Source organism: Bizionia gelidisalsuginis, assembly GCF_008086185.1.
Classification (GTDB): Bacteria; Bacteroidota; Bacteroidia; order Flavobacteriales; family Flavobacteriaceae; genus Bizionia; species Bizionia saleffrena.
Map to the genome: position 1 here is coordinate 44,347 of NZ_VSKN01000009.1, position 24,933 is coordinate 69,279.

At 36.4% G+C, this 24,933-nt stretch carries 24 protein-coding genes, 1 tRNA gene and 1 riboswitch; of the genes, 10 read left to right on the plus strand and 15 right to left on the minus strand.

Going from position 1 to position 24,933, the window contains the following annotated elements:
- The first annotated feature begins 92 nt into the window (after window positions 1-92).
- Window positions 93-1,364, plus strand: coding sequence for an acetyl-CoA hydrolase/transferase family protein (locus ES677_RS08350; RefSeq protein ID WP_148368386.1), 1,272 nt, complete (start codon window positions 93-95; stop codon window positions 1,362-1,364).
- On the opposite strand, the gene ES677_RS08355 is transcribed toward ES677_RS08350, so the two are convergent.
- From ES677_RS08355 to ES677_RS15285, 3 genes are all read right to left on the minus strand, one after another.
- Window positions 1,365-1,769 carry a BT0820 family HAD-type phosphatase gene (locus ES677_RS08355; protein WP_148368544.1) on the minus strand — a complete coding sequence of 135 codons (405 nt, stop codon included), beginning with the start codon at window positions 1,767-1,769 and terminating at the stop codon, window positions 1,365-1,367.
- Between the two features lie 31 nt (window positions 1,770-1,800).
- Window positions 1,801-3,318: a 2,3-bisphosphoglycerate-independent phosphoglycerate mutase gene (gpmI, locus tag ES677_RS08360; RefSeq protein ID WP_148368385.1), complete on the minus strand. Its 1,518-nt coding sequence runs from the start codon at window positions 3,316-3,318 to the stop codon at window positions 1,801-1,803.
- A 210-nt stretch (window positions 3,319-3,528) separates the two neighbouring features.
- Window positions 3,529-3,678 (minus strand): hypothetical protein, encoded by a 150-nt coding sequence (locus tag ES677_RS15285; protein WP_170234406.1) that lies wholly within the window; start codon window positions 3,676-3,678, stop codon window positions 3,529-3,531.
- Between ES677_RS15285 and ES677_RS15880 the strand changes: the two genes are divergently transcribed.
- Complete coding sequence (locus ES677_RS15880; RefSeq protein ID WP_170235054.1) at window positions 3,662-3,877, plus strand: ankyrin repeat domain-containing protein; 216 nt, start codon at window positions 3,662-3,664, stop codon at window positions 3,875-3,877. The two genes, ES677_RS15285 and ES677_RS15880, sit on opposite strands and share 17 nt — an antisense overlap.
- Window positions 3,878-4,003: 126 nt before the next feature.
- Here the strand turns inward: ES677_RS15880 and ES677_RS08370 are convergent, their stop codons facing one another.
- Window positions 4,004-4,777, minus strand: a complete 774-nt coding sequence (locus ES677_RS08370; RefSeq protein ID WP_148368384.1) for a M48 family metalloprotease — start codon at window positions 4,775-4,777, stop codon at window positions 4,004-4,006.
- 27 nt (window positions 4,778-4,804) lie between these two features.
- Window positions 4,805-5,527, minus strand: coding sequence for a M15 family metallopeptidase (locus ES677_RS08375; RefSeq protein ID WP_148381001.1), 723 nt, complete (start codon window positions 5,525-5,527; stop codon window positions 4,805-4,807).
- Between the two features lie 129 nt (window positions 5,528-5,656).
- On the opposite strand from ES677_RS08375, the gene ES677_RS08380 reads away from it, so the two are divergent.
- Window positions 5,657-6,082, plus strand: a complete 426-nt coding sequence (locus ES677_RS08380) for a GNAT family N-acetyltransferase (protein WP_148368382.1) — start codon at window positions 5,657-5,659, stop codon at window positions 6,080-6,082.
- 50 nt (window positions 6,083-6,132) lie between these two features.
- Window positions 6,133-6,205, plus strand: a tRNA-Gly gene (locus ES677_RS08385).
- 29 nt (window positions 6,206-6,234) lie between these two features.
- Here the strand turns inward: ES677_RS08385 and pepE are convergent.
- Window positions 6,235-6,942, minus strand: coding sequence for a dipeptidase PepE (pepE, locus tag ES677_RS08390; RefSeq protein ID WP_148368381.1), 708 nt, complete (start codon window positions 6,940-6,942; stop codon window positions 6,235-6,237).
- A gap of 107 nt (window positions 6,943-7,049) precedes the next feature.
- Here pepE and ES677_RS08395 point away from each other — a divergent pair, with 107 nt between their 5' ends.
- From ES677_RS08395 to ES677_RS08420, 6 genes are all read left to right on the plus strand, one after another.
- Entirely contained in the window at window positions 7,050-7,880 is an 831-nt protein-coding gene (locus tag ES677_RS08395) for a carboxypeptidase-like regulatory domain-containing protein (RefSeq protein WP_148368380.1), read from the plus strand.
- A complete protein-coding gene (locus ES677_RS08400; protein WP_148381002.1) occupies window positions 7,873-8,670 on the plus strand; it encodes a carboxypeptidase-like regulatory domain-containing protein in 798 nt (265 codons plus the stop codon). The genes ES677_RS08395 and ES677_RS08400 overlap by 8 nt, the downstream gene beginning before the upstream one ends.
- 60 nt (window positions 8,671-8,730) lie before the next feature.
- A complete protein-coding gene (locus tag ES677_RS08405) occupies window positions 8,731-9,231 on the plus strand; it encodes a DUF6702 family protein (RefSeq protein ID WP_148368378.1) in 501 nt (166 codons plus the stop codon).
- Between the two features lie 66 nt (window positions 9,232-9,297).
- On the plus strand, window positions 9,298-11,604 hold the full coding sequence (locus ES677_RS08410) for a M1 family metallopeptidase (RefSeq protein ID WP_148368377.1): 2,307 nt from the start codon (window positions 9,298-9,300) through the stop codon (window positions 11,602-11,604).
- Between the two features lie 159 nt (window positions 11,605-11,763).
- On the plus strand, window positions 11,764-14,262 hold the full coding sequence (locus ES677_RS08415) for a sodium-translocating pyrophosphatase (RefSeq protein ID WP_148368376.1): 2,499 nt from the start codon (window positions 11,764-11,766) through the stop codon (window positions 14,260-14,262).
- 93 nt (window positions 14,263-14,355) lie between these two features.
- Window positions 14,356-15,354 carry an App1 family protein gene (locus tag ES677_RS08420; RefSeq protein ID WP_170235055.1) on the plus strand — a complete coding sequence of 333 codons (999 nt, stop codon included), beginning with the start codon at window positions 14,356-14,358 and terminating at the stop codon, window positions 15,352-15,354.
- Between the two features lie 7 nt (window positions 15,355-15,361).
- Here the strand turns inward: ES677_RS08420 and moeB are convergent, their stop codons facing one another.
- From moeB to ppk1, 9 genes are all read right to left on the minus strand, one after another.
- Window positions 15,362-16,423: a molybdopterin-synthase adenylyltransferase MoeB gene (gene moeB / locus ES677_RS08425; RefSeq protein WP_148381003.1), complete on the minus strand. Its 1,062-nt coding sequence runs from the start codon at window positions 16,421-16,423 to the stop codon at window positions 15,362-15,364.
- Window positions 16,424-16,440: 17 nt separating this feature from the next.
- Window positions 16,441-17,571, minus strand: coding sequence for a 2-iminoacetate synthase ThiH (gene thiH / locus ES677_RS08430; protein WP_148368374.1), 1,131 nt, complete (start codon window positions 17,569-17,571; stop codon window positions 16,441-16,443).
- Window positions 17,564-18,337, minus strand: a complete 774-nt coding sequence (locus ES677_RS08435; protein ID WP_148368373.1) for a thiazole synthase — start codon at window positions 18,335-18,337, stop codon at window positions 17,564-17,566. Before ES677_RS08435 ends, thiH begins: the two co-directional genes overlap by 8 nt.
- On the minus strand, window positions 18,327-18,986 hold the full coding sequence (thiE, locus tag ES677_RS08440; RefSeq protein WP_148368372.1) for a thiamine phosphate synthase: 660 nt from the start codon (window positions 18,984-18,986) through the stop codon (window positions 18,327-18,329). The genes ES677_RS08435 and thiE overlap by 11 nt, the downstream gene beginning before the upstream one ends.
- Entirely contained in the window at window positions 18,979-19,743 is a 765-nt protein-coding gene (locus ES677_RS08445; RefSeq protein WP_148368371.1) for a hydroxymethylpyrimidine/phosphomethylpyrimidine kinase, read from the minus strand. The genes thiE and ES677_RS08445 overlap by 8 nt, the downstream gene beginning before the upstream one ends.
- On the minus strand, window positions 19,743-20,351 hold the full coding sequence (locus tag ES677_RS08450) for a thiamine phosphate synthase (protein ID WP_148368370.1): 609 nt from the start codon (window positions 20,349-20,351) through the stop codon (window positions 19,743-19,745). The genes ES677_RS08445 and ES677_RS08450 overlap by 1 nt, the downstream gene beginning before the upstream one ends.
- A gap of 143 nt (window positions 20,352-20,494) precedes the next feature.
- A complete protein-coding gene (gene thiC / locus ES677_RS08455) occupies window positions 20,495-22,354 on the minus strand; it encodes a phosphomethylpyrimidine synthase ThiC (RefSeq protein WP_148381004.1) in 1,860 nt (619 codons plus the stop codon).
- A gap of 49 nt (window positions 22,355-22,403) precedes the next feature.
- A complete protein-coding gene (gene thiS, locus ES677_RS08460; RefSeq protein WP_148368368.1) occupies window positions 22,404-22,607 on the minus strand; it encodes a sulfur carrier protein ThiS in 204 nt (67 codons plus the stop codon).
- A 97-nt stretch (window positions 22,608-22,704) separates the two neighbouring features.
- Window positions 22,705-22,797, minus strand: a riboswitch (TPP riboswitch).
- Between the two features lie 67 nt (window positions 22,798-22,864).
- A complete protein-coding gene (gene ppk1 / locus ES677_RS08465; protein WP_148381005.1) occupies window positions 22,865-24,892 on the minus strand; it encodes a polyphosphate kinase 1 in 2,028 nt (675 codons plus the stop codon).
- Window positions 24,893-24,933: the final 41 nt, after the last annotated feature.

The window sequence follows — 24,933 nt, forward strand, 5'->3', positions numbered from 1 at the left end:
TTTAAAGCGCTATATAATGTTTATGGAATATGACTTTTGGCAGTTTTTAAATGCTTAAATTTTGCGATATTTGTAGAACTAAAATTTCCATTATGTATACATCAGTATCGGCAGAAGAAGCAGTAAAAATTGTAAAGTCTAATAATAAAATTTATATCCAAGCCGCGGCAGCTGCACCTCAACTTTTAATTCAGGCGTTAACCAATAGACACGAAGAATTAAGAAATGTACAAATATGTCAATTACATACAGAAGGAGAGGCACCGTATGCAAACCCAGAATTACGAGATAGTTTTCACGTTAATTCTTTTTTCATAGGCAAAAATGTGCGCCATACACTAAAAGCAGGAAATGGATCATATACTCCTGTATTTTTAAGTGAAGTACCTCTATTATTTAAACGGAATATAATTGATTTACAAGTTGCTTTAATTCACGTTTCGGTGCCCGATCAACACGGGTATTGCTCGCTAGGCGTTTCAGTGGAAGCTACGTTGGCAGCTATTGATAATGCCGATTACGTAATTGCGCAAGTGAATAAGCAAATGCCTAGAACCCACGGCGCAGGGATTATCCATATCGCAGAAATTAATGCGTTTGTAGAATGCGACATACCACTGCCAGTACATACTATTGTAGAGCCTACGATTATTGAAAACCAAATAGGAAACCACGTGGCGAGTTTAATTGAAGACAGAAGTACTCTGCAAATGGGGATTGGAAATATTCCTAATGCGGTGTTATCGCGATTAATTAACCATAAAGATTTAGGATTACATACCGAAATGTTCTCGGACGGTGTGATTGATTTGATTTTAAAAAACGTTATTAACTGCAACTATAAAGGCGTGAATAGAGGGCGAGCCTTGGCTACTTTTTTAATTGGCTCTAAGCGACTTTACGATTATGTAGACGATAATCCGTTTATAGAAATGCGCGCCTCTAACTATACAAACGACGTGTCTATTATTAGGCAAAATCCTAAAATGGTAGCCATAAACTCTGCTATTGAAGTCGATTTAACAGGGCAAGTCTGCGCCGATTCTATCGGTTCTAAAATGTATTCTGGCGTAGGCGGGCAAATGGATTTTATTCGAGGGGCTTCCTTAAGTGACGGAGGGAAAGCCATAATAGCCTTGCCTTCAACTACAAAATCGGGTATCAGTCGTATTGTGCCAAGTTTAAAGCCTGGTGCGGGAGTCGTGACGACAAGAGCACACGTGCATTATGTGGTTACCGAATATGGTATAGCAAATTTATATGGTAAAACCATTCAAGAGCGTGTAAAAGCGTTAGTTAATATTGCACATCCAGACCATAAAGAAATCATAGATAAGCAGTATTTTGAGTTGTCGAGAGGGTAATTATTTTTTCAGAAATGAAAATAACCCCTTCTTTTTAGGTTGTGGAAGTTGTGGAGCGTCGTTAGTGAGCATCTGATAGACTTCACCCCAGCCTAAAACACCACCAATATTACGATCGTCAATAAATAAATCTGCATGAATTTTCCGACTTACTGAAGCCGTGTACTCTTCTTCCGGATAGCTATTATTAACGGCATAAAAGGTAACACCGTTGTCGCTACAAAAGGCAACGGCTTCCTCTAATTTTTTACTAGATCTGTAGGTCCATAAAATTAAACGGTGTCCGTCTTTTTGAAGTCGTTTTAGAGTTTCAAAAACAAATAATCTTGGCGTTCCAATACCCGGATAGCCATCTTCTACAATAGTTCCATCAAAATCTACGGCTATTATCAATCCTTTTTTCATCATAACAATACAGTTTTACTCTAAATCGGGGTTAAATTAAAGAATGTTGGGTCATCGCTTTTGGTTGTTCTATGCCCATCAATTTTAAAATAGTTGGTGCGATATCTCCTAAAATACCGTCTTTAATTGTGGTTAATTCATTGTCTATTAGAAGTACCGGAACCGGATTTGTAGTATGCGCTGTATTTGGCGATCCGTCTGGGTTTATCATCGTTTCACAATTACCATGATCGGCAATTAAAAGCGTTGTGTAGCCATTTGTTAAAGCCGTGGTAATTACTTTTTCTACACAAGTATCTACAGCCTCGCACGCTTTTATTGCAGCGTCCATTACGCCGGTATGGCCTACCATATCACCATTAGCGAAATTTAAGCATACGAAATCTGGCGCTTGTTTTTCTAATTCTGGTACTAAAGCTTCGGTTAATTCGAAAGCGCTCATTTCTGGTTTTAAATCGTAAGTGGCTACTTTTGGAGAGTGTTTTAATATACGCGTTTCTCCTAGGAATGGTGTTTCCCTCCCGCCGGAAAAGAAAAAAGTAACGTGAGGATATTTTTCAGTCTCAGCAATTCTAATTTGCTTTTTATTCTCTTTCTCTAAAACCTCTCCTAAAGTTTCAGTAATATTATCTTTATTAAAAACAACGTGTAAATTTTTAAAATTCTGGTCGTAGTTCGTTAACGTAACATAATGTAAATTTAATTTATGCATATCGAATTCAGGAAAATCGCGTTGTGATAAAGCATCTGTAAGTTGGCGACCGCGATCGGTTCTAAAATTAAAAAAGATAACCACATCTTCATCTGCAATAGTTGCTAACGGTGTATTGTTTTCATCTACCATTACAATGGGTTTTATAAACTCGTCTGTAATACCGTTGTTGTAACTCTTTTGAATGCTTTTTACAGCGTTTATAGAATGTTCGCCGTCTGCATTTACCAAAGCGTCGTAAGCTAATTTTACGCGTTCCCAGCGGTGGTCTCTATCCATAGCATAATAGCGACCAATTATAGTTGCTATTTTAGCGTGTTTGTTAGTGGTGTAATTTTGCAAATCTTCAATAAAATGTTTTCCCGATTTTGGGTCGACATCTCTACCATCGGTAAACGCGTGAATAAAGGTGTTTTTAAGACCTGAATTTTCGGCAACCTCCAGCAATCCTTTTAAGTGATTAATATGTGAGTGCACACCGCCATCGCTAACGAGTCCTAAAAAATGAACTGCTTTGTTGTTTTCTTTAGCATACTGAAACGCATTAAGTAAAACCGGCTCTAAAGCCAATGTTTGCTTCTCTACAGCTACATTTATTTTTGCTAAATCTTGATACACAATGCGGCCCGCTCCTAAATTCATATGGCCTACTTCGCTATTTCCCATTTGACCTTCTGGTAAACCCACATGTAAACCGTCCGTGCGAAGTTGTGCATGCGGATATTTGGAGTATAAGCTGTCTATAAAAGGAGTGTTAGCGTGGTCTATAGCAGATACTTTTGGGTCTGGAGATTTACCCCACCCGTCAAGAATCATTAAAATAACTTTTTTGTTCATTATTTTCAAAAATTTAGCTGTTCGCAAAGGTACTGAAGTTTGTTAAAACAATGTAGAATACTCCTTTAAAAACTAGCGTTATACTGTGTTTTAAAAACAGTTTGGGGTTGTGCTTAGCTGACTATTGACTGCTAAAAAAGAGATTTATGCTTACTGTAACAGATTTACAAGAGTGTTGACTTTATAGTATATCAATAAATACATTAATCATCAATCAAAATCATTTATTATAAAAATATCAATCCTCATTTCCGCAATTGTATTCGTTTTCTCTTTCGTTACCGTTACTGCAAAATCCATCGCACTTGTTGTAAATAATAACAACATAGAAACTGTTTTTAACGTGAATTCTTTTTGCATATTTATTGTAAAAGGCGACGTAGAAACAGTTGTTAAATTATTAGTTAGAGGGAATATATCAATCAAAAAATGGGATGGAATGACGCCGGTAATGTACGCTGCTAAATACAATAGAGTTGAAATTTCAAAACGTTTTATTGAAAAAGGAGCGGCGTTAAATACAGAATCAAGCAAGGGGTATACGGCGAGAGTATGCTAATATGCACGGAGCAGATGCCGTGAAAACGGTGCTTAACGACGCGTTAAACGATTATAATTAACAATAATTATTTTAGTTTTTTTATGCAGTTATCTTACCATTTGGTAGTAGAAAGTTACTAAGAAATTAATTATTATTCCTATATTTTTCTATCGATGCTCTAATATTTTCGACGCGGTTATCTGGATCTGGGTGCGAACTTTGAAACTCAGGAACCCTATTTGAACCTCCAGCCGCTTTTAAAATGGCCATAACTTTAATCATTTCCTCCGGGTTATAACCCGCTTTCATCATAAAACGCACCCCTAAATCGTCACTTTCTAATTCGTCGCCACGTCCGTTTTTAAGTAATATGCCGTTTCCACCTTGAGCGATTAGTCCGCCAATTTCATTGCCAACAGAACTCCCGGCCGACGATAGGCCTTGCCAAAGGTCTGAGTTTGCAATGCGTTCTGCAGAGTGTTTCCCTAACACGTGACCAATTTCGTGACCTAAAACCCCTGCCAATTGGTCTTCGGTTTCTAATTGTGAATATAAAGCGTAGGTAATAAAAATTTGACCGCCCGGTAAAGCAAAAGCATTAATCGTAGAATTATCGGCGAGTAAATGAAATTCGTACTGGTAAGGTGTTTCTTGCGCAATACTGTTATTCACTAATTTCCTGCCTACTTCATCTACCAGTGCTTGCATTTCTTCGTTTGGGTATAGACCACCGTACTGTTGCGCCATTTGTTCGCGACTCGCCAAACCCATTGCTATTTCTTGATCTACCGTCATAGAAATTGCTTGTTTTTTTCCTGTATAAGGATTTGTTTCTTGTCTGCTCAAATATTGGAACAACGCAAAAGCAGCAATTACGACTCCAATTATTATTCTACCTTTTAATCCGCCTCTTCTCATAATACATTACTTTTTTGACGTTTAAATTTACAAAAGTTCTGGATTTATATCTAAAATATTTTCCGAGAGGTACTTTTTTATAAAGGGTTCATCAAAATAATCGCTTCCTAAAAGCCCTTCAGATTTTAATAATTTTGAAATATCAAGCTTACCATAGGCCTCTAAATAAGGTTTAGAAAGGGGTTTGTAGCTATAATGCCATGGCTCGTATTTAAAGCCTTTTCGTTGGTAGAGGTCGGTGTAAACTAAATAAAAGCCATAGCGTTCAGCGTTGCTATCCATCCAGTCTTTAAGTTTGCAGTAAACCCCATTGCCGTGATAATTTTTGGATTGCAAAATGCGCGCAGGTCTTGCTACGCTGGTATCGTAAATATCGATATCGGTACCCCAATGGTGTCGCGAAGTGCCTGGAATAGTTGAGTATTCGATAATTTTAGCAATACTTTCTTTAGGTGAAAGTCCTTGAGAAATAAAGGTGTTATATTTTCTATTCCAAATACGTTTTTGATGATTAAAATTGCGGTAGCTAGAAACAGCCGAAATTGTAATGCCTTCTTTTAAAGCTTCCGCTTTAAGTTTTAAAAAGGCTTGGTATGCTTCTTCTCTAATAGAATAACCGTTTCCAAATAGGGTAGGAGTTCCTTTTCCTATTAACTCTTCATCTGAAATAGTGTGTTGGCCGTTACTTTCTTTAGGAGTAAATGCCATTATTAATAAAAGAATGCATAAGAGATGTTTTAGTTTTTTCATTGTTTAAAAATATCAATTTAAGAAGTGATTTTATGTCAATACTTACGCTTAAAATAGTCTAGTTAGACTTCAGCGTAAAAAATATGTCTACAATTCAAAATTAATTACTTTTGAGGAAAAAACGTGACTATGTCTATTTCATTTAAAATAATACCCGCCAACGATATTTTTATAATCATCCCTTTTCTGCAGAAATTGTCTAATAATGCAAATTCTGAGGCTGTTTTACAAGAGCGACTTTTAGAAATGGTAACTCAGAATTACGAGTGTTTGGGTGTTTATAAAGACGATAAACTAATAGGAATCTGTGGTTTATGGTTTATGACGCGTCATTATGTAGGGAAATCTGTTGAGATAGACCACATTTATATTTGTGAAAAATTTCAGGGTCAAGGTATAGGTAAAATAGTAATGAAATGGGTCGATAATTATGCGCAATCTAAAGGGTGCAAAGCTTCAGAGCTAAATACTTACGTTCAAAATTACCCATCGCACAAATTTTACTACAATCAAGGCTATGAAATACTCGGATATCATTTTTTAAAGAAATTTTAAAAATTACTTGTTAATAACTGAAATGTTTAAGTATCTTTGCACTCGGAAACGCGAGAGTAGCTCAGTTGGTAGAGCGTCAGCCTTCCAAGCTGAATGTCGCCGGTTCGAACCCGGTCTCTCGCTCTAAAGCCTCATCTCACGATGAGGCTTTTTTATTTTATGTCTTTTAAAGATGTTCCGGTTTCAATTTCAAACGGAGTTTTTTTGTATTCAAAAATAATCGCTTTTAAGGGGCCTTTTAAAAGCATAGTGTCTCCTTTTATTTCAATCCAACTTCCTTCTCTTAATCCCACAACAGGGGGCGTATTGTAATGATGAAATTCTTTAATTCGCGTTTCGCGGGTTTCACCCATATGTGTATTGCCGCCGATAGGGTCTAAATAATGCGGATTTATATTGAAGGGCACAAAACCCAATGTTTTAAAACTTGGCGGGTACACAATAGGCATATCGTTTGTCGTGCTCATTGTTAAACCGCAAATATTGCTTCCCGCACTTGTGCCTAAATACGGCGTTCCCTTTAAAACGACCTCCTTTAGGGTGTTTATACAGTTGCTTTTATATAATTGACTAACTAAAACAAAGGTGTTTCCTCCACCAACGTAAATGCCTTTTGCTTCTTGAAGCGCTTCTGTTGGCGATTCAAATTCGTGAATGCCAACTACTTTTTTGTTTATTTTATTGAATACTAGTTGTATGTTATTAGTGTATTCTTCGTGAGATATGCCGCCAGGCCTTGCATACGGAATAAATAATATAGTATCTGTATTTTTATATAACTCTGTGAGGGCGTCTAAAATGTAATCTAAAGGTGCGCCACCAAACACGGTAGACGTACTCGCAATAATTAAATGTTTCATAGATGTTAATAGCGTTAAAGATTGATTTGTATTAAGAAATTATTGTAAATTTAGGCAAAGCATATATTTAACAAAAGTTTAAAAGTGTTTTAAATTTATATTTAGATATGAAAACCTTTATTTACGTTACTAAACCATTCCAAATGAAGCGCTTTTTACTTTTTACAGCATTTTTATGTTGTGTTACTACCTTTTATGCGCAAGAACCAGAACGTGTCCAGGTTTTGGGTAATATATATGTCGATGTCGATGATTTAGAAAATGTTACTATTTTTAACGCGTCGACGAATACAGGGGTTATTACCAATGCCGATGGTGAATTTAAAATTAGTGTGGGTTTAAATGACGAAATTCAAGTCTCTGCCCTGCAATTAAAACCGTTTAAAACTAAAATAACCGCGGCGGTCATAGCGTCAAAAAGCCTGAAAATATATTTAGTGGAACAAATAAATAGTTTAGCGGAGGTGATTTTATTACCCTATGATTTAACCGGTAATTTAGAAACCGATGTAGCTAATGTTAAATTAGTGACTCCAATTGTATTTAGTTTTGGTAGTTTTGAAAATTTCGATATGCCAGATGATAAGTATTCGGCCGTTGAAAATAGTGCCATAAATCAAGGTCAAATACGCTACCAAGCTGATGCTATCGCTATTTTGGGAGCTTTAGTGGGGTTGTTATTTAAAAACAAGAAACACGATACAAGTAATTTTAAAGACCCCAGGCTAGAAACCCCTATTTCTAAATGGGCAGATGCCTTTCCAAAAAGCTATTATATAGAAAATTATAATATTCCTGTACATAGGGTCTCCGATTTCATTTCTTTTTTAGAATCTCAAGATGGCCCTGAAATATTACTAACGGATAGTAACGAATTTCAACGGGTCGCTTATTTACACAAACAAAGCGAATTATTTTTAAAAGCGACAGGTGAATAAAGTTACATACTTGTTTTCCATTCTTATACTCTTTACTATTTACGCTCAAGGGCAAAAACTAGTTATTGATGGCGAAGTGTTTTCAGAAGATAGTGATGCTATTGAAGGTCTTCATGTTATAAATACCACACAAAATCAAAACACGACTACAGACGCTAATGGGAAATTTACCATTGAAGTTGCTGTAAATGACCAATTGGAAATCAGTTCTATTCAATATAAAAAAGTAACCTTAGTAATTACAGAAACACATCTTAAAAACAAACGTATTGTACTCTATTTAGAAATCGAAGTCAATGCATTAGCTGAAGTAAAATTAGGAAATACATTATCTGGAAACTTATACGATGATATTGCGAACTCGAAAGCTAAAAAACCTATAGATTTTTACGATGTCGGTATTCCAGGTTATAAAGGAAAAAGAAAAACAAAGAGCGAACGACTACTGCAGGAAGCTGGAGATTTTAAACCAGGTATGCTTATCGGGATTCTTGTGCTTTCTGTACCAATAAACCCAATACTAAATGGGTTATCTGGAAGAACAAAAAGGCTTAAACAACGAGTCGCACTAGAGGCAAATACAGAAGCTATGCAAAAATTAATAGCTAAATTGGGAGCCGCTTTCTTTAATAATTACCCGTTAGAGACTTCACGTAGAATGGATTTTTTCTATTTCTGTGCTGAAGATGAAAATTTTAATAACCATATCGGCGGAGGCAATATTGAAATGTTCGATTTTGTGATTGAAAAATATAAAGAGTATCAAAAAAATCTTAATCTTAAAGAATAACAGACTTTGGGAATACGTTTTGAAACTAATGGTTAAATTTGTAATTGAAATTTTTTAACTATGAATACTCTAAAAAAAATAGCACTACTCTTAATTTTACCTTTACTGGCGTTTACGGCTGCACACAAATATTACGTTAGCGTTACCCAAATCGATTATCTCGAAGAGCAAGAATCGGTACAAATTATTACGCGAATCTTTATCGATGATTTTGAGAATGTTTTACGCCAACGTTACGATGCATCATTGGTTTTGAACGATAATATAGACAATGCGCTAATGGATAATTATATCGAAAAATATGTGTTGTCCCGTATTCAAATTAGTATTAACAATTCTCCAGTCACTATTAAATATCTGGGAAAAAAATATACCGATGATATTGTAAACTGTTATTTAGAAATTAGTAATGTCAAGAATATTAAAAGTTTCGAAATTAAAAACGAGGTGTTGTTTGATATTTTTCCAGATCAAAAAAATATTGTACGAACACATATCAATTCAAAAAATAAATCCTTTATTCTCATTCCCCAAAAGGATAAAGGTTTGTTAAAGTTTTAACAAATCTTAAGCCTTGATAATTTAAAATGTTAATTTCAAATTCTATTTTGAAAAAAAAATCAAACTATGCGTAATATTAAGTATTATTTCTTGTCATTTATGTTTGTGACTATCGGTGTTTTTGCTCAACAAGAGCAGCAAGACCAACGTGTACCTCAAGAGGGGCATACAAACAGCAATAAATTTAAACAACTCTACGAGGAGTTTTCTACTCCGAATATGTTTAGAGCGGCTTCTGGCGCACCAGGCCCTGCTTATTATCAGCAGCAAGCCGATTATAAAATGGACATTGTTTTAGACGATGACAAAGCAATACTTAGTGGTCAAGAAACGATTACTTATACCAATAATTCTCCAGAGACTTTAAATTATCTTTGGGTGCAATTAGATCAAAACGTAAGAGCTAAAGATTCTAAGTCGCCTTTAATTGAATCAAGTAAGGTTGCGCCAGTACAACAAGCTGCAAGTTTTGCTAAAAATCATTTGGCAGAAACGTTCGACGGTGGTTTTAACATTGAATCGGTTACCGATACTAACGGGAAACCTTTAACGCACATGATTAATAGAACAATGATGCGTGTTGAAGTGCCGAAATCTCTAAAGACAGGTGAAAAGTTCTCTTTTAATATTAAATGGTGGTACACTATTAACGACCACGTTAAAGATGGAGGACGTTCTGGGTTCGAGTATTTTCCGGAAGATGGTAATAGAACCTACGTAATTGCGCAGTTTTATCCAAGAATGGCTGTTTATAATGATGTCGAAGGATGGCAAAACTCTCAATTCTGGGGGCGTGATGAATTCGCTTTACCATTTGGGAATTTTGAAGTTAACATTACAGTGCCTGCAGATCATATCTTAGATGGAACCGGAAAGCTTACCAATAGAAAAGAAGTATTTTCGAAAGAAATGATGAAACGTTACGAGAAAGCAAAAAAGTCTTACGACGAGCCTGTTGTAATTGTAACGCAATCGGAAGCTGAACGCGCTGAAAAAAGTAAATCGAGTAAAACAAAAACGTGGAAACTATACGCAGAAAATGTGCGTGACTTTGGTTTTGCGTCATCAAGAAAATACATCTGGGATATGATGGCCGTTAAATTAGGAGATAGAGACGTTATGGCGGTGTCATTGTATGCTAAAGAAGGAAATCCGTTATGGGAAGATTGGTCTACAAAAGCAGTAGCTAGTACCTTAAAAACGTATTCTAGAATGACTTTCGATTATCCTTACCACAAGGCTATTTCAGTACACGCAAAACAACAAGGTATGGAATACCCAATGATTTGCTGGAATTATGGTCGTCCAGATAAGGACGGTAACTATAGTGATAGAACTAAATTTGGGATGATGAGTGTTATTATTCATGAAGTAGGACATAACTTTTTCCCAATGATTGTTAACAGTGACGAGCGCCAATGGACTTGGATGGACGAGGGTTTAAATACATTCGTACAATATGTAGCAGAACAAGATTTTGGAAAATGGCATCCTACAGCACTGTCTGAAGGGCAAACATCGTATCCTTCACGTCGTGGACCAGCAGCAAAAATTGTAGATTACATGGGTGGTGATCAAAATTATATCGCACCAATTATGACCAAAGGTTTAAATACATACCAATTTGGTAATAACGCCTACGGAAAACCAGGAACAGCCTTAAATATTCTTAGAGAAACTGTTATGGGTGAAGAGTTATTTGACTATGCCTTTAGAGAGTATGCCAACCGTTGGATGTTTAAACACCCAACACCTGAAGACTTTTTCCGTACAATGGAAGATGCTTCGGCATTCGATTTAGATTGGTATTGGAGAGGTTGGTTTTACTCGACAGATTACGTCGATATCGGAATTAAATCAGTGAAGAAATTCCACGTGTCTGCAACACCTAATAAAGAAGGTGCTGAAATTGCAGACCGTTATAATATAGATTCTAAAAGTTTAGTGTATTATATTGAAGAAGGTACGGAAGAATTTTCTGATGATTTGAAAAACAATAGAGACTTAGAAAACGACATCTCATCGTTAAAAGAGTATTTAATGGATAACTTCACGCCACAAGAAAGAGCTAAAATGGAGCAGCCTAAATACTTCTACGAGGTTACCTTTAATAAACCAGGCGGATTAGTAATGCCTGTAATTGTAGAATTTACTTATGCCGATGGTACAAGTAAAACTGAAAAATATCCGGCGCAAATATGGAGACTCAACGATAAAGAAGTGAGTAAAGTAATTGCTTCAGGAAAAGAAATTGTAAAAATAACTGTAGATCCTAAGTTAGAAACTGCAGATGTTGATACAGCAAATAATTCGTGGCCAAGAGAAGTGCAACAAAGCGAATTTGATGCTTTTAAAGACAAGACAAAAGATTAAATAGTACAGTCCTTAGTTTTTCAAAACCCACTCATTTCGAGTGGGTTTTTTAATGCGCAAAATTCTTTAGTTATTTAATTGTTAGTTAATTATTTGGTTTTACTATCACATTATTTTCCTACATTAGTGAGGTTATTAACTAATCAAACAACTAAAAATATGGAGTCAATGATGATTTATATGCCAATTGCTATGGCATTCTTGGGTTTAATTTATATGTGGATAAAGCGAACGTGGGTTTTAAAACAAGATGCTGGAGATGGTAAAATGAAAGAGATTTCAGATCACATTTATAAAGGAGCCCTCGCTTTTTTGGGCGCAGAATATAGGCTCCTAACCGTTTTTGTAATTATAGTTAGTGTGCTATTATTTATCGTTTCTCAAGTGGTCGATACGACACATTGGTTAATAGTTGTCGCCTTTATCTTTGGTGCTATATTTTCGGCTTTCGCTGGTAATATGGGAATGAAAATCGCTACAAAAACAAACGTAAGAACAACGCAAGCCGCAAAAACTAGTTTGCCAAATGCCTTAAAAATATCTTTTGGTGGTGGTACCGTAATGGGACTTGGTGTTGCAGGTTTAGCTGTATTAGGGCTGACGACATTCTTTATCTTTTTCTTTTATTTTTTTATGGATGGCGTTTGGATCTCAACCGATAAAATGACTATTGTTTTAGAAACCCTAGCAGGTTTTTCTCTAGGCGCAGAATCCATAGCCTTATTTGCGCGTGTGGGAGGCGGAATTTATACTAAAGCAGCCGATGTTGGTGCCGATTTAGTGGGTAAAATAGAGGCTGGAATCCCAGAAGACGATCCTAGAAATCCTGCAACTATTGCCGATAATGTAGGGGATAATGTGGGGGATGTTGCCGGAATGGGTGCCGATTTATTTGGGTCTTACGTGGCGACCGTGTTGGCCGCAATGGTATTAGGGAATTATGTAATTAAAGATATGGGTGGAAACATAGACGATGCTTTTGGAGGTATCGGTCCTATTTTACTACCAATGGCGATTGCAGGTGTAGGAATTATTATTTCTATTATTGGGACGATGCTCGTGAAAATTAAAAATAATGACGCTAAAGAAACTGAGGTTATGGGTGCCCTAAATATTGGAAATTGGACTTCGATTATTTTAGTAGCGATCGCCTGTTTTGGTTTGTGTTATTGGATGCTTCCAGAAAAAATGATGATGAATTATTTTGGAGAAGGTTTGAAGGAAATTTCTTCTATGCGGGTGTTTTATGCCACTTTAGTCGGTTTATTTGTGGGGGCTGTTATTTCTTCAGTAACTGAGTATTATACCGGTTTGGGTAAAAAACCAATCTTAAAAATTGTTGAACAATCAAGCACGGGGGCAGGAACAAATATTATTGCAGGTTTAGCAACGGGTATGATTTCTACGTTTCCTTCAGTATTGTTATTTGCAGCGGCAATCTGGACATCGTATGCCTTTGCAGGGTTTTATGGAGTGGCTTTGGCGGCTTCGGCGATGATGGCAACGACAGCAATGCAACTAGCGATAGATGCTTTCGGACCAATCTCAGATAATGCCGGTGGAATTGCCGAAATGAGCGAGCAAGAACCCATCGTTCGCCAACGCACAGATATATTAGATTCTGTAGGGAATACAACAGCTGCTACCGGAAAAGGATTTGCGATTGCTTCGGCAGCACTAACTTCTTTGGCTTTATTCGCGGCTTACGTAACGTTTACAGGAATCGACGGTATTAATATTTTTAAAGCACCAGTGTTAGCAATGCTATTTGTAGGTGGAATGGTTCCGGTTGTGTTTTCTGCTTTAGCAATGAATGCTGTAGGTAAAGCAGCAATGCAAATGGTGCAAGAAGTGCGTAGACAGTTTAGAGAGATCCCGGGAATTATGGAAGGTACAGGGAAACCAGAATACGATAAATGTGTCGATATTTCTACCAAAGCGTCTTTAAGAGAAATGATGTTACCCGGCTTGTTAACCATTGGTTTTCCTTTAGTTATTGCGTTTGTACCAATGGCGTTCGGTATGCACTCTTTAGATATTGCCGAAATGCTTGGCGGGTATATGGCAGGTGTTACGGTATCTGGTGTGTTGTGGGCAATTTTTCAAAATAATGCTGGCGGTGCTTGGGATAATGCAAAAAAATCATTTGAGGCTGGGGTAAAAATCAATGGTGTTATGACTTTTAAAGGGTCTGATGCTCATAAAGCCGCAGTTACTGGAGATACTGTCGGTGATCCGTTTAAAGACACGTCTGGGCCTTCAATGAATATTTTAATTAAACTAACGTGTTTAATCGGATTGGTAATTGCACCTATTTTAGGAGATCATTCGGATTCTGTTTCCGTTGAAAAACAACAAGAAGTTAATATCTGGATTGATGAAAATGGGGAAAAGCACGTTTTAGACGGCACAGAAACTGTGAAATTTATAAGTAAAGAAGAAGCAGCAGGAAATGTATCATCAAATAGTACGTATACGTCTGTAGAAATGACAAAAAATGAGACCAACAATATGGTTAAGGCTGTTGTAACTATAGAACGTAATATTAACGGTGAAACGCAAGTTGAAACTCAAGAATTTACGGGCACCGAGGATGAAGTAAGAAACCAGTTAAAAAAGGTAGAGGATTTTAAGATTAAAATAAAAGACAAACGCTAACCACGATTTAATATTTAGAAAAAAACCACAGGATATCCTGTGGTTTTTTTATGAAAAATGATATCTTCATTGTTTCGATCGATACCGATAAGTATGTTTAAAAAAGATCCTCTTCAAATTATAGCGTTCCAAAGTTATGGCACAAATACGCACTTCTATTTAAAAGGTAGAGCTCTCGAGGACGAAAATATAAACCTCGAAAATAAAACGTGGATTAATCTACTTATAAATTCTTATAAACGCTTAGAGGTTGATGAGGTTCGAAATACCACATTAGATATAAAACTACCAAACGGAAAAATCTTAAAAACAACCACCGATAATAAAGGGTATTTTAAGGTGAAAGCAGAACTGGTTGGTTTAGAATCTCTAACCAATAGTGAGGGATGGTTGCCTTGTCAAGTAAGCTATAGCGATGTTAATATTAAACGTAACATACAAAACAAGAATAGTTTTCCGGCTGAAATTTTAATACCCTCGTCTCAAGCTAACTTTGGTGTGGCCAGCGATATCGATGATACTATTTTGCATACTGGCGTCGTGTCCTTTTTAAAATGGCGACTAATAATTAATAGTATTTTTAAGTCGGCACTCGCACGTATACCTTTAGAAGGCGCTCCAGAGTTTTATCATTTACTACATCGTGGGATTTCAGGTGACGAAGCAAATCCTATTTTTTATGTGAGTCATAGTCCGTGGAATTTATACCGATACCTAAAACTCTTTTTGAAACAAAACGATTTTCCGAAAGGCCCTATTTTACTGCGGAATTTTGATAGTTTATTTAAAAAGAAAACTATTGACGAAAAACCTCAAAAGCAAAAGGAGATTGTAAATTTACTTGAAACATATCCCAATTTGCCTTTTATTTTAATTGGTGATAGTGGTGAGCACGACCCCGATATCTACATTGAAATTGCAGAATTATATCCCGATAGAATTAAAGTAATTTATTTAAGAAGTGTAAATCATAATAAGCGAATGGAACGTGTTAGAGGTCTTTTAGAAAATTATAAAACCACACCAGTGCTTTTGGTAGAATCTAGTAAGCAAGCCATAGCACACGCTAGATCTATTGGGTTTATTAAGTAGGCTTCTGCTAATAAAACAAGCCGCCTTTTAAATTTATGAGAGTGTTTTTTAGTCCTTTTTCTCTTAAAACATGAATAGCCATTTCGCTTCTCATTCCGGCTTTACAATACACTATAATATCTTTTTCAGTCTGTAATTCTTTAAACCGTCGGTCTAATTCCTGTAACGGAATATGTAAACCTCCAATATTAAAATGTTCGCGTTCTAAAGGCGTTCGTACGTCTAATAATATAAAGGGGTCTTCTAATGTATTCAACTCCTTCAACGTAATTTCAGTAAGCGGTTTCGCTGTTATTCCGCAAAAAAGGTTATAATTGTCTTGTAAATGGTTAATTGTAACAGAATTGTCCTTTTTATAGTTTACAATAACCTGTTGCATCGTAAGCGTGTTGAAAGTGAGGAGTTTTTCAGTTAAAACGGTGCCAATACCACAAATTATTTTAATCACTTCATTCGCTTGTAAACTGCCAATAATTCCTGGTAAAATGCCTAAAACGCCAATTTCAGAACAGTTTGGAACTGTATTAGGTTCTGGAGGCGTTGGAAACAAACAACGATATGTAGGGCCGTTTTGATAATTGAAAACAGACACCTGCCCTTCGAATTTAAAAATAGATCCAAAAACAACTGGTTTATTAGTAAGTACGGCCGCGTCGTTAACTAAATAGCGTGTCGGAAAATTGTCGCTTCCGTCGACAATAATATCGTATAAACTAAATAGAGTTAAGGCATTTTTAGTTGATAGTCTTTCCGTGTAAACTTCAAAATTCACATACGGATTTAATCCCGATAATCTATTTGCGGCTACTTTAGCTTTGTGTTTGCCTATGTCGTTATGTGTGTATAACACTTGACGTTGTAAGTTGCTTTGCGAAATAGTATCGTCGTCTATTATTCCGATTTTTCCAACGCCAGAGGCTGTTAAATATTGTAAAATAGGACAGCCTAAACCACCAGCGCCAATGACTAAAACGCTAGATTGTTTTATTTTTTCTTGACCAGAAAGGCCTATTTCATCTAAAATAAGATGGCGATTATATTGTTGTTCTTCGCCGTGCTGTAAAGTCATTTGTTATTTAATTTAACTTAATTATGTTTATTTGGTGCCAGTGAAAACGTTTCCCAGTCTTTCCAAACGACTTCAAAATCTTTTTCTTTTAACATCGCAGTTATGGTTTCTGTACTACGATCGTCAGAGATCTCAAACTGTTCTAAAGATTCTGGTTCTACAACATAACCACCAGGATTTGTTTTAGATTCGGCACTCATAGAAGTGATACCAAAATTGATAATGTTATTTCTGAACTTTTCGCTTTCTCTAGTGGAAATCGACAATTCTACATCTTCATCTAACAATCGATAGGCGCAAATTAGCTGTGCTAAATCAGCATCTTCCATAATGACTTTAGGTTCCAAACCTCCAGAGTGCGGTCGCAATCTAGGAAATGAAATAGAGTATTTAGTTTGCCAATAGGTCTTTTGCAAATACTGTAAATGTAAAGCGGTGTAAAAACTGTCTGCTCTCCAATCTTCTAAACCAAATAAAGCGCCTAAACCAATTTTATGAACTCCTGCTTTTCCTAAGCGATCTGGGGTTTCTAAGCGGTAATAAAAATTAGATTTTTTGCCTTTAGGGTGGTGTTTTTTATACTCTTCTTTGTGGTAAGTTTCTTGGTAAACTAAAACTGCATATAGGCCGTTTTTAGACAATAGTTCGTAGTCATTTTGGTCTAATGGTTGTACTTCTATGGTAATGTTTGCAAACTCTTTATTAAGGAGTTTAATCGCCTTATTTATGTAATCGACACCAACGGTTTTGTTAGCTTCTCCAGTAACCAAAAGAATGTGATTGTAGCCTTTATTTTTTAAGAAATTAGCTTCTTTTAAAATCTCGACATCGGTTAGTGTGCGTCTAGGTATTTTATTGGTTACACTAAAACCGCAATAGGTACAAATGTTTTGGCACTCGTTACTTAAATACATTGGGGCAAACATTTGCATTGTATTCCCAAAGCGTTTTTTAGTTAATGCGCTACTCAATTGCGCCATTTGCTCTAAATAGGGGGCCGCAGCTGGCGAAATTAAAGCTTTAAAATCTTCTAGTGTGCGCTTGTTATTATGTAAAGCCGTTTCTACATCTTCACTAGTTTTGCTGTAAATATCGGCGACTATAGTGTCCCAATCCTGACGGTTAAAAAGCGATGTAAAGCTATGCATTCAAAAAAGAGGTGAGAGGAGAACTTGCTTCGGCGGTATGTTTTGTTGGTGCTAATTTGGCAGTGTATGCTAAACGACCAGCTTCTACCGCAAGTCTAAAAGCATTCGCCATAGCTATTGGGTTTTTAGAGACTGCAATTGCGGTATTTACTAAAACAGCATCTGCGCCTAATTCCATTGCGTATGCCGCGTGAGAGGGAGCGCCAATACCAGCATCTACAATTACAGGAACGTTACTTTGAGCGATAATTATTTCTAAAAAATCCACTGTCTTCAAACCTTTGTTACTGCCTATGGGTGCGCCCAATGGCATTACGCACTGTACGCCAACATCTTCTAATCGCTTACATAAAACAGGGTCTGCGTGTATATATGGCATAACTACAAAACCTTGCTTTACCAATTCTTCTGCGGCTTTTAATGTTTCTATGGGATCTGGTAATAAATATTTTTGATCGGGATGAATTTCTAATTTCACCCAATTGGTTTCTAAAGCTTCACGCGATAATTGAGCGGCAAAAACAGCTTCTTTCGCTGTGCGAACACCCGATGTGTTTGGTAGTAAATGAATTCTAGAATGATTTAAATGTGATAAAATGTCGTCATCTTCATTAGCGATATCTACACGTTTTAAAGCCACGGTAACCAACTCACTTTCTGAGGCTACTATCGCGTCTTTCATTACAGTTGAAGAACTAAATTTTCCTGTGCCTGTAAACAAACGTGAGGTAAAGGTTTTATCTCCTATTTTTAAACTATTGTTCATCGTTTTCCTTTTTGTCAAATGTGTAGCGCTGCTCTAATGTCGGGCCATTTATTATTTCATTTAACGCGTTAATGTTATTGAAATCTCTGGTAATTTCTCCTGAAACAGCAATACCATAAACACCCGTGTTTACTATATCGGCCACGTTTTGTAATGTAATGCCACCAATGGCAATAATTGGAGTGTCTGTTTTTAACGTCTTTAAAATATTTTGGTAGCCTTCTATTTCTAGAATCGGACTTAAATTTGTTTTTGTAGACGTCAATTTAAACGGCCCAAGACCGATATAATCTACTCCTTTTTTTATTAGGTTTTCGCAATCTTCTAACGTGTTGGCTGTACCGCCAATACTATAAAATTTGCCTAAGTAATCACGAACTTCAATTGGGCAAGCGTCATTTGTTCCTAAATGTACGCCGTCTGCTCTTACTTCCTTCGCAATTTTATAATGGTCGTTAATTATTAAACGGGTTTGGAAATGCGCCGTTAATTCTCTTGCTTTTAATGCTGTTTTTAGTAAAGTCTCTTCGTTCACGTCTTTTAAGCGTAGCTGAATCCAATCGGCGCCAGATGAACAGGCTTTTTGTATGTTTTCTAAATGAATTTCTGGAGTGTCTCCTTGTGTTATATAATGTAATTTGCTAATCATTAAAGTTGTAATTATGGGTTCCTAAAAGGGATGTATTCGAGTTTAAAAAGGCTTCGGTGTATAGTTTTGCTAATTTGCAAGCATCTTCTAATACCATGTTTTTTACAGTATTTGAAGCTAAAGCCGCAGATAAAACACAACCGCTGCCGTGTTTTTGATGTATTGACGTTGCCGTTGGCGGAATGTTGAGTTGTACAATTTTATTATAATACACTTCGTCCCAACCTATTTTGTCTTTTCGGTGACCGCCTTTTAAATATATATTAGTTTTTTCCGAAATGTATGAAATAGTATCTTCAATCGTTTTGTCTGGGAATAAAGCGTGTATTTCTTCGTAATTTGGTGTGATAAAATAACAGCTGTTTAATATTTCTGAAAGGGTCTCTAAGTTTGATGAATCGTGAAAATGATAACCAGCACTTGCTTTTAAAATAGGGTCTAAAATAATTTTAATTTCTGGGTTTAATCGTTTTAAAGTTTTAGTAATGTCGTGTAAAACCTCCCAGGATTTAACTATTCCTATTTTTACTACGGAAATAGTAAAGCGTTCGAAAAGTATTTCAATTTGTGAAATAATAACCGCGCTATCCATCCAAATGCAATCTTTAAAAGTCGTATCGTTTTGAATGGTTACTGCCGTGCACACCGATAAACCGTAAAGATTATGGACTTCAAACGTTTTTATATCTGAAGTGATTCCGGCGCCGCTTGAAGGATCGAAACCGGCAATACTTAATATGTATGGTTTTTGAGTCATTATTTGCGTTGCTTTTGAAGCTGCTCTAGCGTGTTTTTAATTCCTAAAAAGGCCTCAAGGGGGTGTTCTGCATTCCAGACACCACCTAAAACACCAACACCTTTATAACCTAACTGCAGCGTTTTTTCTATAGTTTCTGAATTAATACCACCCATACCAATTATAAATTTATCTATTCCTGTAACATTAAACCCCTTGCCTTCGTATCCTTTTTTTGAGATTGAAGAAAACACCGGACTTAGTAAATGATAATCGAATTCAAATTCGCAGTCTTCAACGTCCTTAGGATCGTGAAAAGAGCTACTCATTGTTTTGCCGACCATCTGTAAGGTGTTAAAATAACCTTTTCCATTTTCTAAAACATCAATTCTTTTTTGTTCTTGAAAGTGAATACCTTTTAAATTGAAGGTGTTTACTAACTCGTGAAAAAAATGAATGACAATACGATTGTGATATTGCGGTTCTATTAGGTTTAAGAAAGTGATGTGTTCATCGATATTTTTAGAGGGTTTTCTTAAATGATAATGCTCTAAACCGGCCTTAAATAACAGATGAAGCGTGTCTATTTCGTTAGTAATATCTTCTTCGGGTGCTATAAGTACAATCATTTTTATAGTTGAAATTTTATAGTTTTAGATTTGGCATAAGTTAGGGATTGTAGTGACATCCTTTTGCTTTTTTCTGCAAAAGATATAACGGAAAGCCCGCCTTCGTCTTTTCTTAAAAAAGGCGAAGGAACTTCCATATTATTTTATAAGTAAACTTTGGATCCGTTATCTTTAAATTCTCGAGATTTTTCGTCCATTCCTTTGGCAAACACTTCGTCTCCTCTTATTTCGTTAACGGCAGCAAAATCGCGTACTTCCTGAGAAATTTTCATCGAACAGAATTTTGGTCCGCACATAGAGCAGAAATGGGCTATTTTTGCCCCATCGGCAGGCAAGGTTTCATCGTGATACTCTCGGGCCAATTCGGGGTCTAAAGCCAAATTAAATTGGTCTTCCCAACGAAACTCAAATCGCGCTTTGCTCAGTGCATCGTCTCTATGTTGCGCACTTGGATGTCCTTTTGCAAGATCGGCGGCATGGGCCGCTAATTTATAAGTGACAACTCCTGTGCGTACATCGTTTTTGTTAGGTAAGCCCAAGTGTTCTTTTGGTGTGACGTAGCACAACATTGCGCAACCAAACCAGCCTATCATAGCCGCACCAATACCAGAGGTAATGTGGTCGTAACCCGGTGCAATATCTGTGGTTAGTGGACCCAATGTGTAAAAAGGAGCTTCGTCGCAAACCTCCAATTGTTTGTCCATATTGGCTTTTATCATATGCATTGGCACGTGTCCGGGACCTTCTATAAAAGTTTGCACATCGTGTTTCCAGGCAATTTTTGTAAGCTCTCCTAAGGTTTCTAACTCGGCAAACTGTGCTTCGTCATTAGCGTCTGCAATACAACCCGGACGTAAACCGTCTCCTAAAGAAAAGGCAACATCGTAGGCTTTCATAATCTCACAAATCTCTTCAAAATGCGTGTATAAAAAGCTCTCTTTATGATGTGCTAAGCACCATTTTGCCATAATAGAACCACCACGAGATACGATACCGGTAATACGTTTTACTGTCATTGGTACGTAACGCAAACGCACGCCCGCGTGAATGGTGAAATAATCGACGCCTTGCTCTGCTTGCTCAATTAGGGTATCGCGGAAAATCTCCCAGGTTAAATCTTCGGCAGCGCCATTTACCTTTTCTAAAGCTTGGTAAATAGGTACGGTGCCAATGGGTACTGGTGAGTTGCGCACAATCCACTCGCGGGTTTCGTGAATATTTTGCCCGGTAGACAAATCCATAATATTATCTGCTCCCCAACGGCATGCCCAAACGGCTTTTTCTACCTCTTCTTCAATAGATGAGGTTGTGGCCGAATTACCAATATTGGCGTTTATTTTAACTAAGAAGTTACGACCTAGAATCATAGGTTCGGCTTCGGGGTGGTTTATATTACTTGGTAAAACTGCGCGGCCGCGAGCGATCTCGTCTCTAACAAATTCTGGTGTGATTTTCGCAGGAATACTGGCTCCAAAATCTTGACCTGGATGTTGGACAGATAAGCGTGTGATTTCGTCTATACGTTGGTTTTCGCGAATGGCAACATATTCCATTTCTGGAGTAATAATCCCTTTTTTTGCATAATGCATTTGCGATACATTTTCGCCTTTTTTCGCACGCATTGGATTTTTTAATTGTCCGAAACGCAAGTGGTCTAAGCTCTTATCGTTTAAGCGCTCGTTGCAGTATTGAGACGAAAAACTGTTTAATTGCTCAACGTTACCGCGGTCTAAAATCCATTGTTCACGGATACGTTCTATTCCGTTATGTACATTAACGTCCTTATTGGGATCTGTGTAGGGACCGGAAGTATCGTAAATAGTTACAGGTTCGTTTGGAATGTGTTTTTTTGTTAGTGAATCTACCGTATCACTTAGTGCAATTTCTCGCATTGCCACTTTAATTTCGGGAAATAATTTACCGGCAATATACACTTTTTTTGAGCTAGGAAAGGGGTGTCTTGTAATACCGTTTTGTTTGGGTGCGGTGTCTTTTTTTTTCATAATGATGTAAGAGGTTACGATTTTTAAATTTTAAAAATAGCTTTAGGAATTAACCGCCTTGTGTTGCCTTTATGATTAAAAGGGCATCTGTATTTGCGAGTGTTGTTTTAGGCCACTTACTTTTTTGAATGATGTTATTGTTTATTGCAATAGCAATTCCGTTTTGAGAAATTTCAAGTTGGGTTAACACCTCGAATAAAGTGATGGATTGTGGAAAGGAATGTTTTTTTTCGTTTACTGTAATAGTTACCATAGTTTCTTAATTCTTTAAGTTAAAAGAATAGACTAAGTTGTATGATAGTAGTACACAAGAAAATTGCAAAAAGTGAAATACGTTCACAGAAAATGAACATATTAAATCAACTTTTCCCTACGTTGGTATGAGCCAAATCAGGTTCTAAGGTTATTTCTCAAACTATTTCTAGTTACTCCTAAAGTCTATGTGGTAAATGTAATAAATTAACTCTGATAAAGCGTTATAAAATGTAAACTCTAGCAGAATTGATAGTTTTAATTGTCGCTAATTTTTTTGAAATAGGCGTAAGTGGCTAGTTGTGACTGCACTAATGGGTTGTTGTTTGTAACGTAGTCATTCTTTTGTTCGGGATCTATAATTCTAGCTTTAACATTGTCGGCCAATTGAATATCTAATACGTCTTTTACAATTCTATAATTATCAGGGTCTAAAACAGGAGCGATAACTTCTATACGATGCGATAAGTTACGGGTCATCCAATCGGCAGAACCGATATATAATTTGGCGTCACCATCGTTTCCGAATAAATATACGCGACCGTGCTCTAAAAAGCGGTCTAAAATACTCGTGATTGTAATATTGTCACTTTGATCTTTTATTCCCGGCACTAGGCTGCAAATGCCGCGAATTAATAATCGGATTTTTACACCAGCATTGCTCGCTTTATAAAGCAGCTGAATCATTTTTTTATCTTGAAGGCTGTTCATTTTTAAAATTATAGACCCCTCTTTTCCTGCATGAACTAAAGCAATTTCATTTTCTACTAATCGCGAAAACATATGTCGCGATGTAAATGGAGAGATTAATAATCTTTTAGCTTTTGGTACAATTAAAACACCTTCGAGCACTAAGAATACACGGTTAAGCTCTTTACACATTTTTTTATTTTGAGTCATCAACCCGAAATCTGTGTATAGTTTTGCTGTTTTTTCGTTGAAATTTCCAGTGGCAATATAGCTGTAAGCTTTAAGTTCGCCCTCGACTTCTCGCTCTATATATAAAATTTTTGAATGTACTTTAATTCCAGGGTAGCTATAAATGACTTTTGCTCCGTTTTCTGAAAATATCTTGCCCCATTTTAAATTATTGTCTTCATCGAAACGTGCTTTAGCTTCAATAAAAACGACAACCTTTTTACCGTTTTTCGCGGCTTTTGCAATGGCGGTATTTAATCGCGAGGTTTTGGCTAAGCGATACAGTGTCATTTTAATGGTTTTTACTTTTGGATCGTCTGCGGCTTCTTCCAATAATTTTATAACCGGCTCGAACGATTGATATGGATAGTGTATAAGTTGATCTTTAGCATCAATAGCTTTAAATACCGAGTCGTATTCGCTAAGTAATTTATGTGGTAACGGTTCTAAAACCGTGTTAGATAGTTGCTTGTTCGTAGGGTTAGGAAAACGGAAAAAATCCTTAAAGTTATGATAAACACCACCAAGAATAATATCGGTATTATAGATGTCTAGCGTCTTTTTTAATACCGCCAATAAATTCTTTGGGGCATTAGAGTCAATGAGTACACGTGTTGCTTGACCTGTTTCTCTTTTAGGAAGTGCGTCTTTAATTTTCTGCATTAAATTACCTGAGAATTCGTCTTCAATGTATAACTCGGCATCACGGGACAACTTCAAGGCGTAATAGATATTGCTATTTTCTTTGAATAGATTGTGTTTTAAAATATCGTCTATAAACGTAATATAAAAGGTGTCGTTATCTGAAGGAAATACGTAAAAACGAGATTCTTTACTGGGGATTTCTACCATTTCAATTAAAGAATCGTCTTTTAAACACGCGAGATAAGAAGCTTCATTTTTTGCAAATATAGAATCCTTTAGCGTTGCTTCTCCCGTTTGCGTGTCAATGTTATCTTTTAAAACGGTTTGGTAATAGTCTTCGGCTTGTTTCTTTTGTTCGGAAGAAAACGCGTTATAATCTATTAAATGAATGTTTTCGGCTTTTAAATCGGGAATAATTTCATTGTAAAAAGCATCACCAAATTCTTTTTGTTGACTGTTAACTTGCTTTTTAATTTCCTCTAAAACCTTATTAGGTTGGGTAACCAGTTTTTTACGGAGCGGTTTTTCTAGATCTTTTACTTGTCTAATATCAGAGACACGCACCTTAAAAAACTCGTCTAAATTAGACGAGAAAATGGCTAAAAACTTAATGCGCTCGTAAAGCGGATTGTTTTTATCTCTAATTTCTTGTAAAACGCGGTGGTTAAATCTTAGCCACGACAGATCTCTATGGTAATATTTGGAATTGTAAAGCTTGCTCATCAATGAATAGAATAATGAGCAATTTAAGAGATTAGAAATAA

What these genes read in the sequence shown, in the direction of transcription:
- ES677_RS08350 (WP_148368386.1), top strand. Translation starts at nt 93, where the DNA reads ATGTATACATCAGTATCGGCAGAAGAAGCAGTAAAAATTGTAAAGTCT.
- ES677_RS08355 (WP_148368544.1), bottom strand. Translation starts at nt 1,769, where the DNA reads ATGAAAAAAGGATTGATAATAGCCGTAGATTTTGATGGAACTATTGTA.
- gpmI (WP_148368385.1), bottom strand. Translation starts at nt 3,318, where the DNA reads ATGAACAAAAAAGTTATTTTAATGATTCTTGACGGGTGGGGTAAATCT.
- ES677_RS15285 (WP_170234406.1), bottom strand. Translation starts at nt 3,678, where the DNA reads ATGCAAAAAGAATTCACGTTAAAAACAGTTTCTATGTTGTTATTATTT.
- ES677_RS08370 (WP_148368384.1), bottom strand. Translation starts at nt 4,777, where the DNA reads ATGAGAAGAGGCGGATTAAAAGGTAGAATAATAATTGGAGTCGTAATT.
- ES677_RS08375 (WP_148381001.1), bottom strand. Translation starts at nt 5,527, where the DNA reads ATGAAAAAACTAAAACATCTCTTATGCATTCTTTTATTAATAATGGCA.
- ES677_RS08380 (WP_148368382.1), top strand. Translation starts at nt 5,657, where the DNA reads ATGTCTATTTCATTTAAAATAATACCCGCCAACGATATTTTTATAATC.
- pepE (WP_148368381.1), bottom strand. Translation starts at nt 6,942, where the DNA reads ATGAAACATTTAATTATTGCGAGTACGTCTACCGTGTTTGGTGGCGCA.
- ES677_RS08395 (WP_148368380.1), top strand. Translation starts at nt 7,050, where the DNA reads ATGAAAACCTTTATTTACGTTACTAAACCATTCCAAATGAAGCGCTTT.
- ES677_RS08405 (WP_148368378.1), top strand. Translation starts at nt 8,731, where the DNA reads ATGAATACTCTAAAAAAAATAGCACTACTCTTAATTTTACCTTTACTG.
- ES677_RS08410 (WP_148368377.1), top strand. Translation starts at nt 9,298, where the DNA reads ATGCGTAATATTAAGTATTATTTCTTGTCATTTATGTTTGTGACTATC.
- ES677_RS08415 (WP_148368376.1), top strand. Translation starts at nt 11,764, where the DNA reads ATGGAGTCAATGATGATTTATATGCCAATTGCTATGGCATTCTTGGGT.
- ES677_RS08420 (WP_170235055.1), top strand. Translation starts at nt 14,356, where the DNA reads ATGTTTAAAAAAGATCCTCTTCAAATTATAGCGTTCCAAAGTTATGGC.
- moeB (WP_148381003.1), bottom strand. Translation starts at nt 16,423, where the DNA reads ATGACTTTACAGCACGGCGAAGAACAACAATATAATCGCCATCTTATT.
- thiH (WP_148368374.1), bottom strand. Translation starts at nt 17,571, where the DNA reads ATGCATAGCTTTACATCGCTTTTTAACCGTCAGGATTGGGACACTATA.
- ES677_RS08435 (WP_148368373.1), bottom strand. Translation starts at nt 18,337, where the DNA reads ATGAACAATAGTTTAAAAATAGGAGATAAAACCTTTACCTCACGTTTG.
- thiE (WP_148368372.1), bottom strand. Translation starts at nt 18,986, where the DNA reads ATGATTAGCAAATTACATTATATAACACAAGGAGACACTCCAGAAATT.
- ES677_RS08445 (WP_148368371.1), bottom strand. Translation starts at nt 19,743, where the DNA reads ATGACTCAAAAACCATACATATTAAGTATTGCCGGTTTCGATCCTTCA.
- ES677_RS08450 (WP_148368370.1), bottom strand. Translation starts at nt 20,351, where the DNA reads ATGATTGTACTTATAGCACCCGAAGAAGATATTACTAACGAAATAGAC.
- thiC (WP_148381004.1), bottom strand. Translation starts at nt 22,354, where the DNA reads ATGAAAAAAAAAGACACCGCACCCAAACAAAACGGTATTACAAGACAC.
- thiS (WP_148368368.1), bottom strand. Translation starts at nt 22,607, where the DNA reads ATGGTAACTATTACAGTAAACGAAAAAAAACATTCCTTTCCACAATCC.
- ppk1 (WP_148381005.1), bottom strand. Translation starts at nt 24,892, where the DNA reads ATGAGCAAGCTTTACAATTCCAAATATTACCATAGAGATCTGTCGTGG.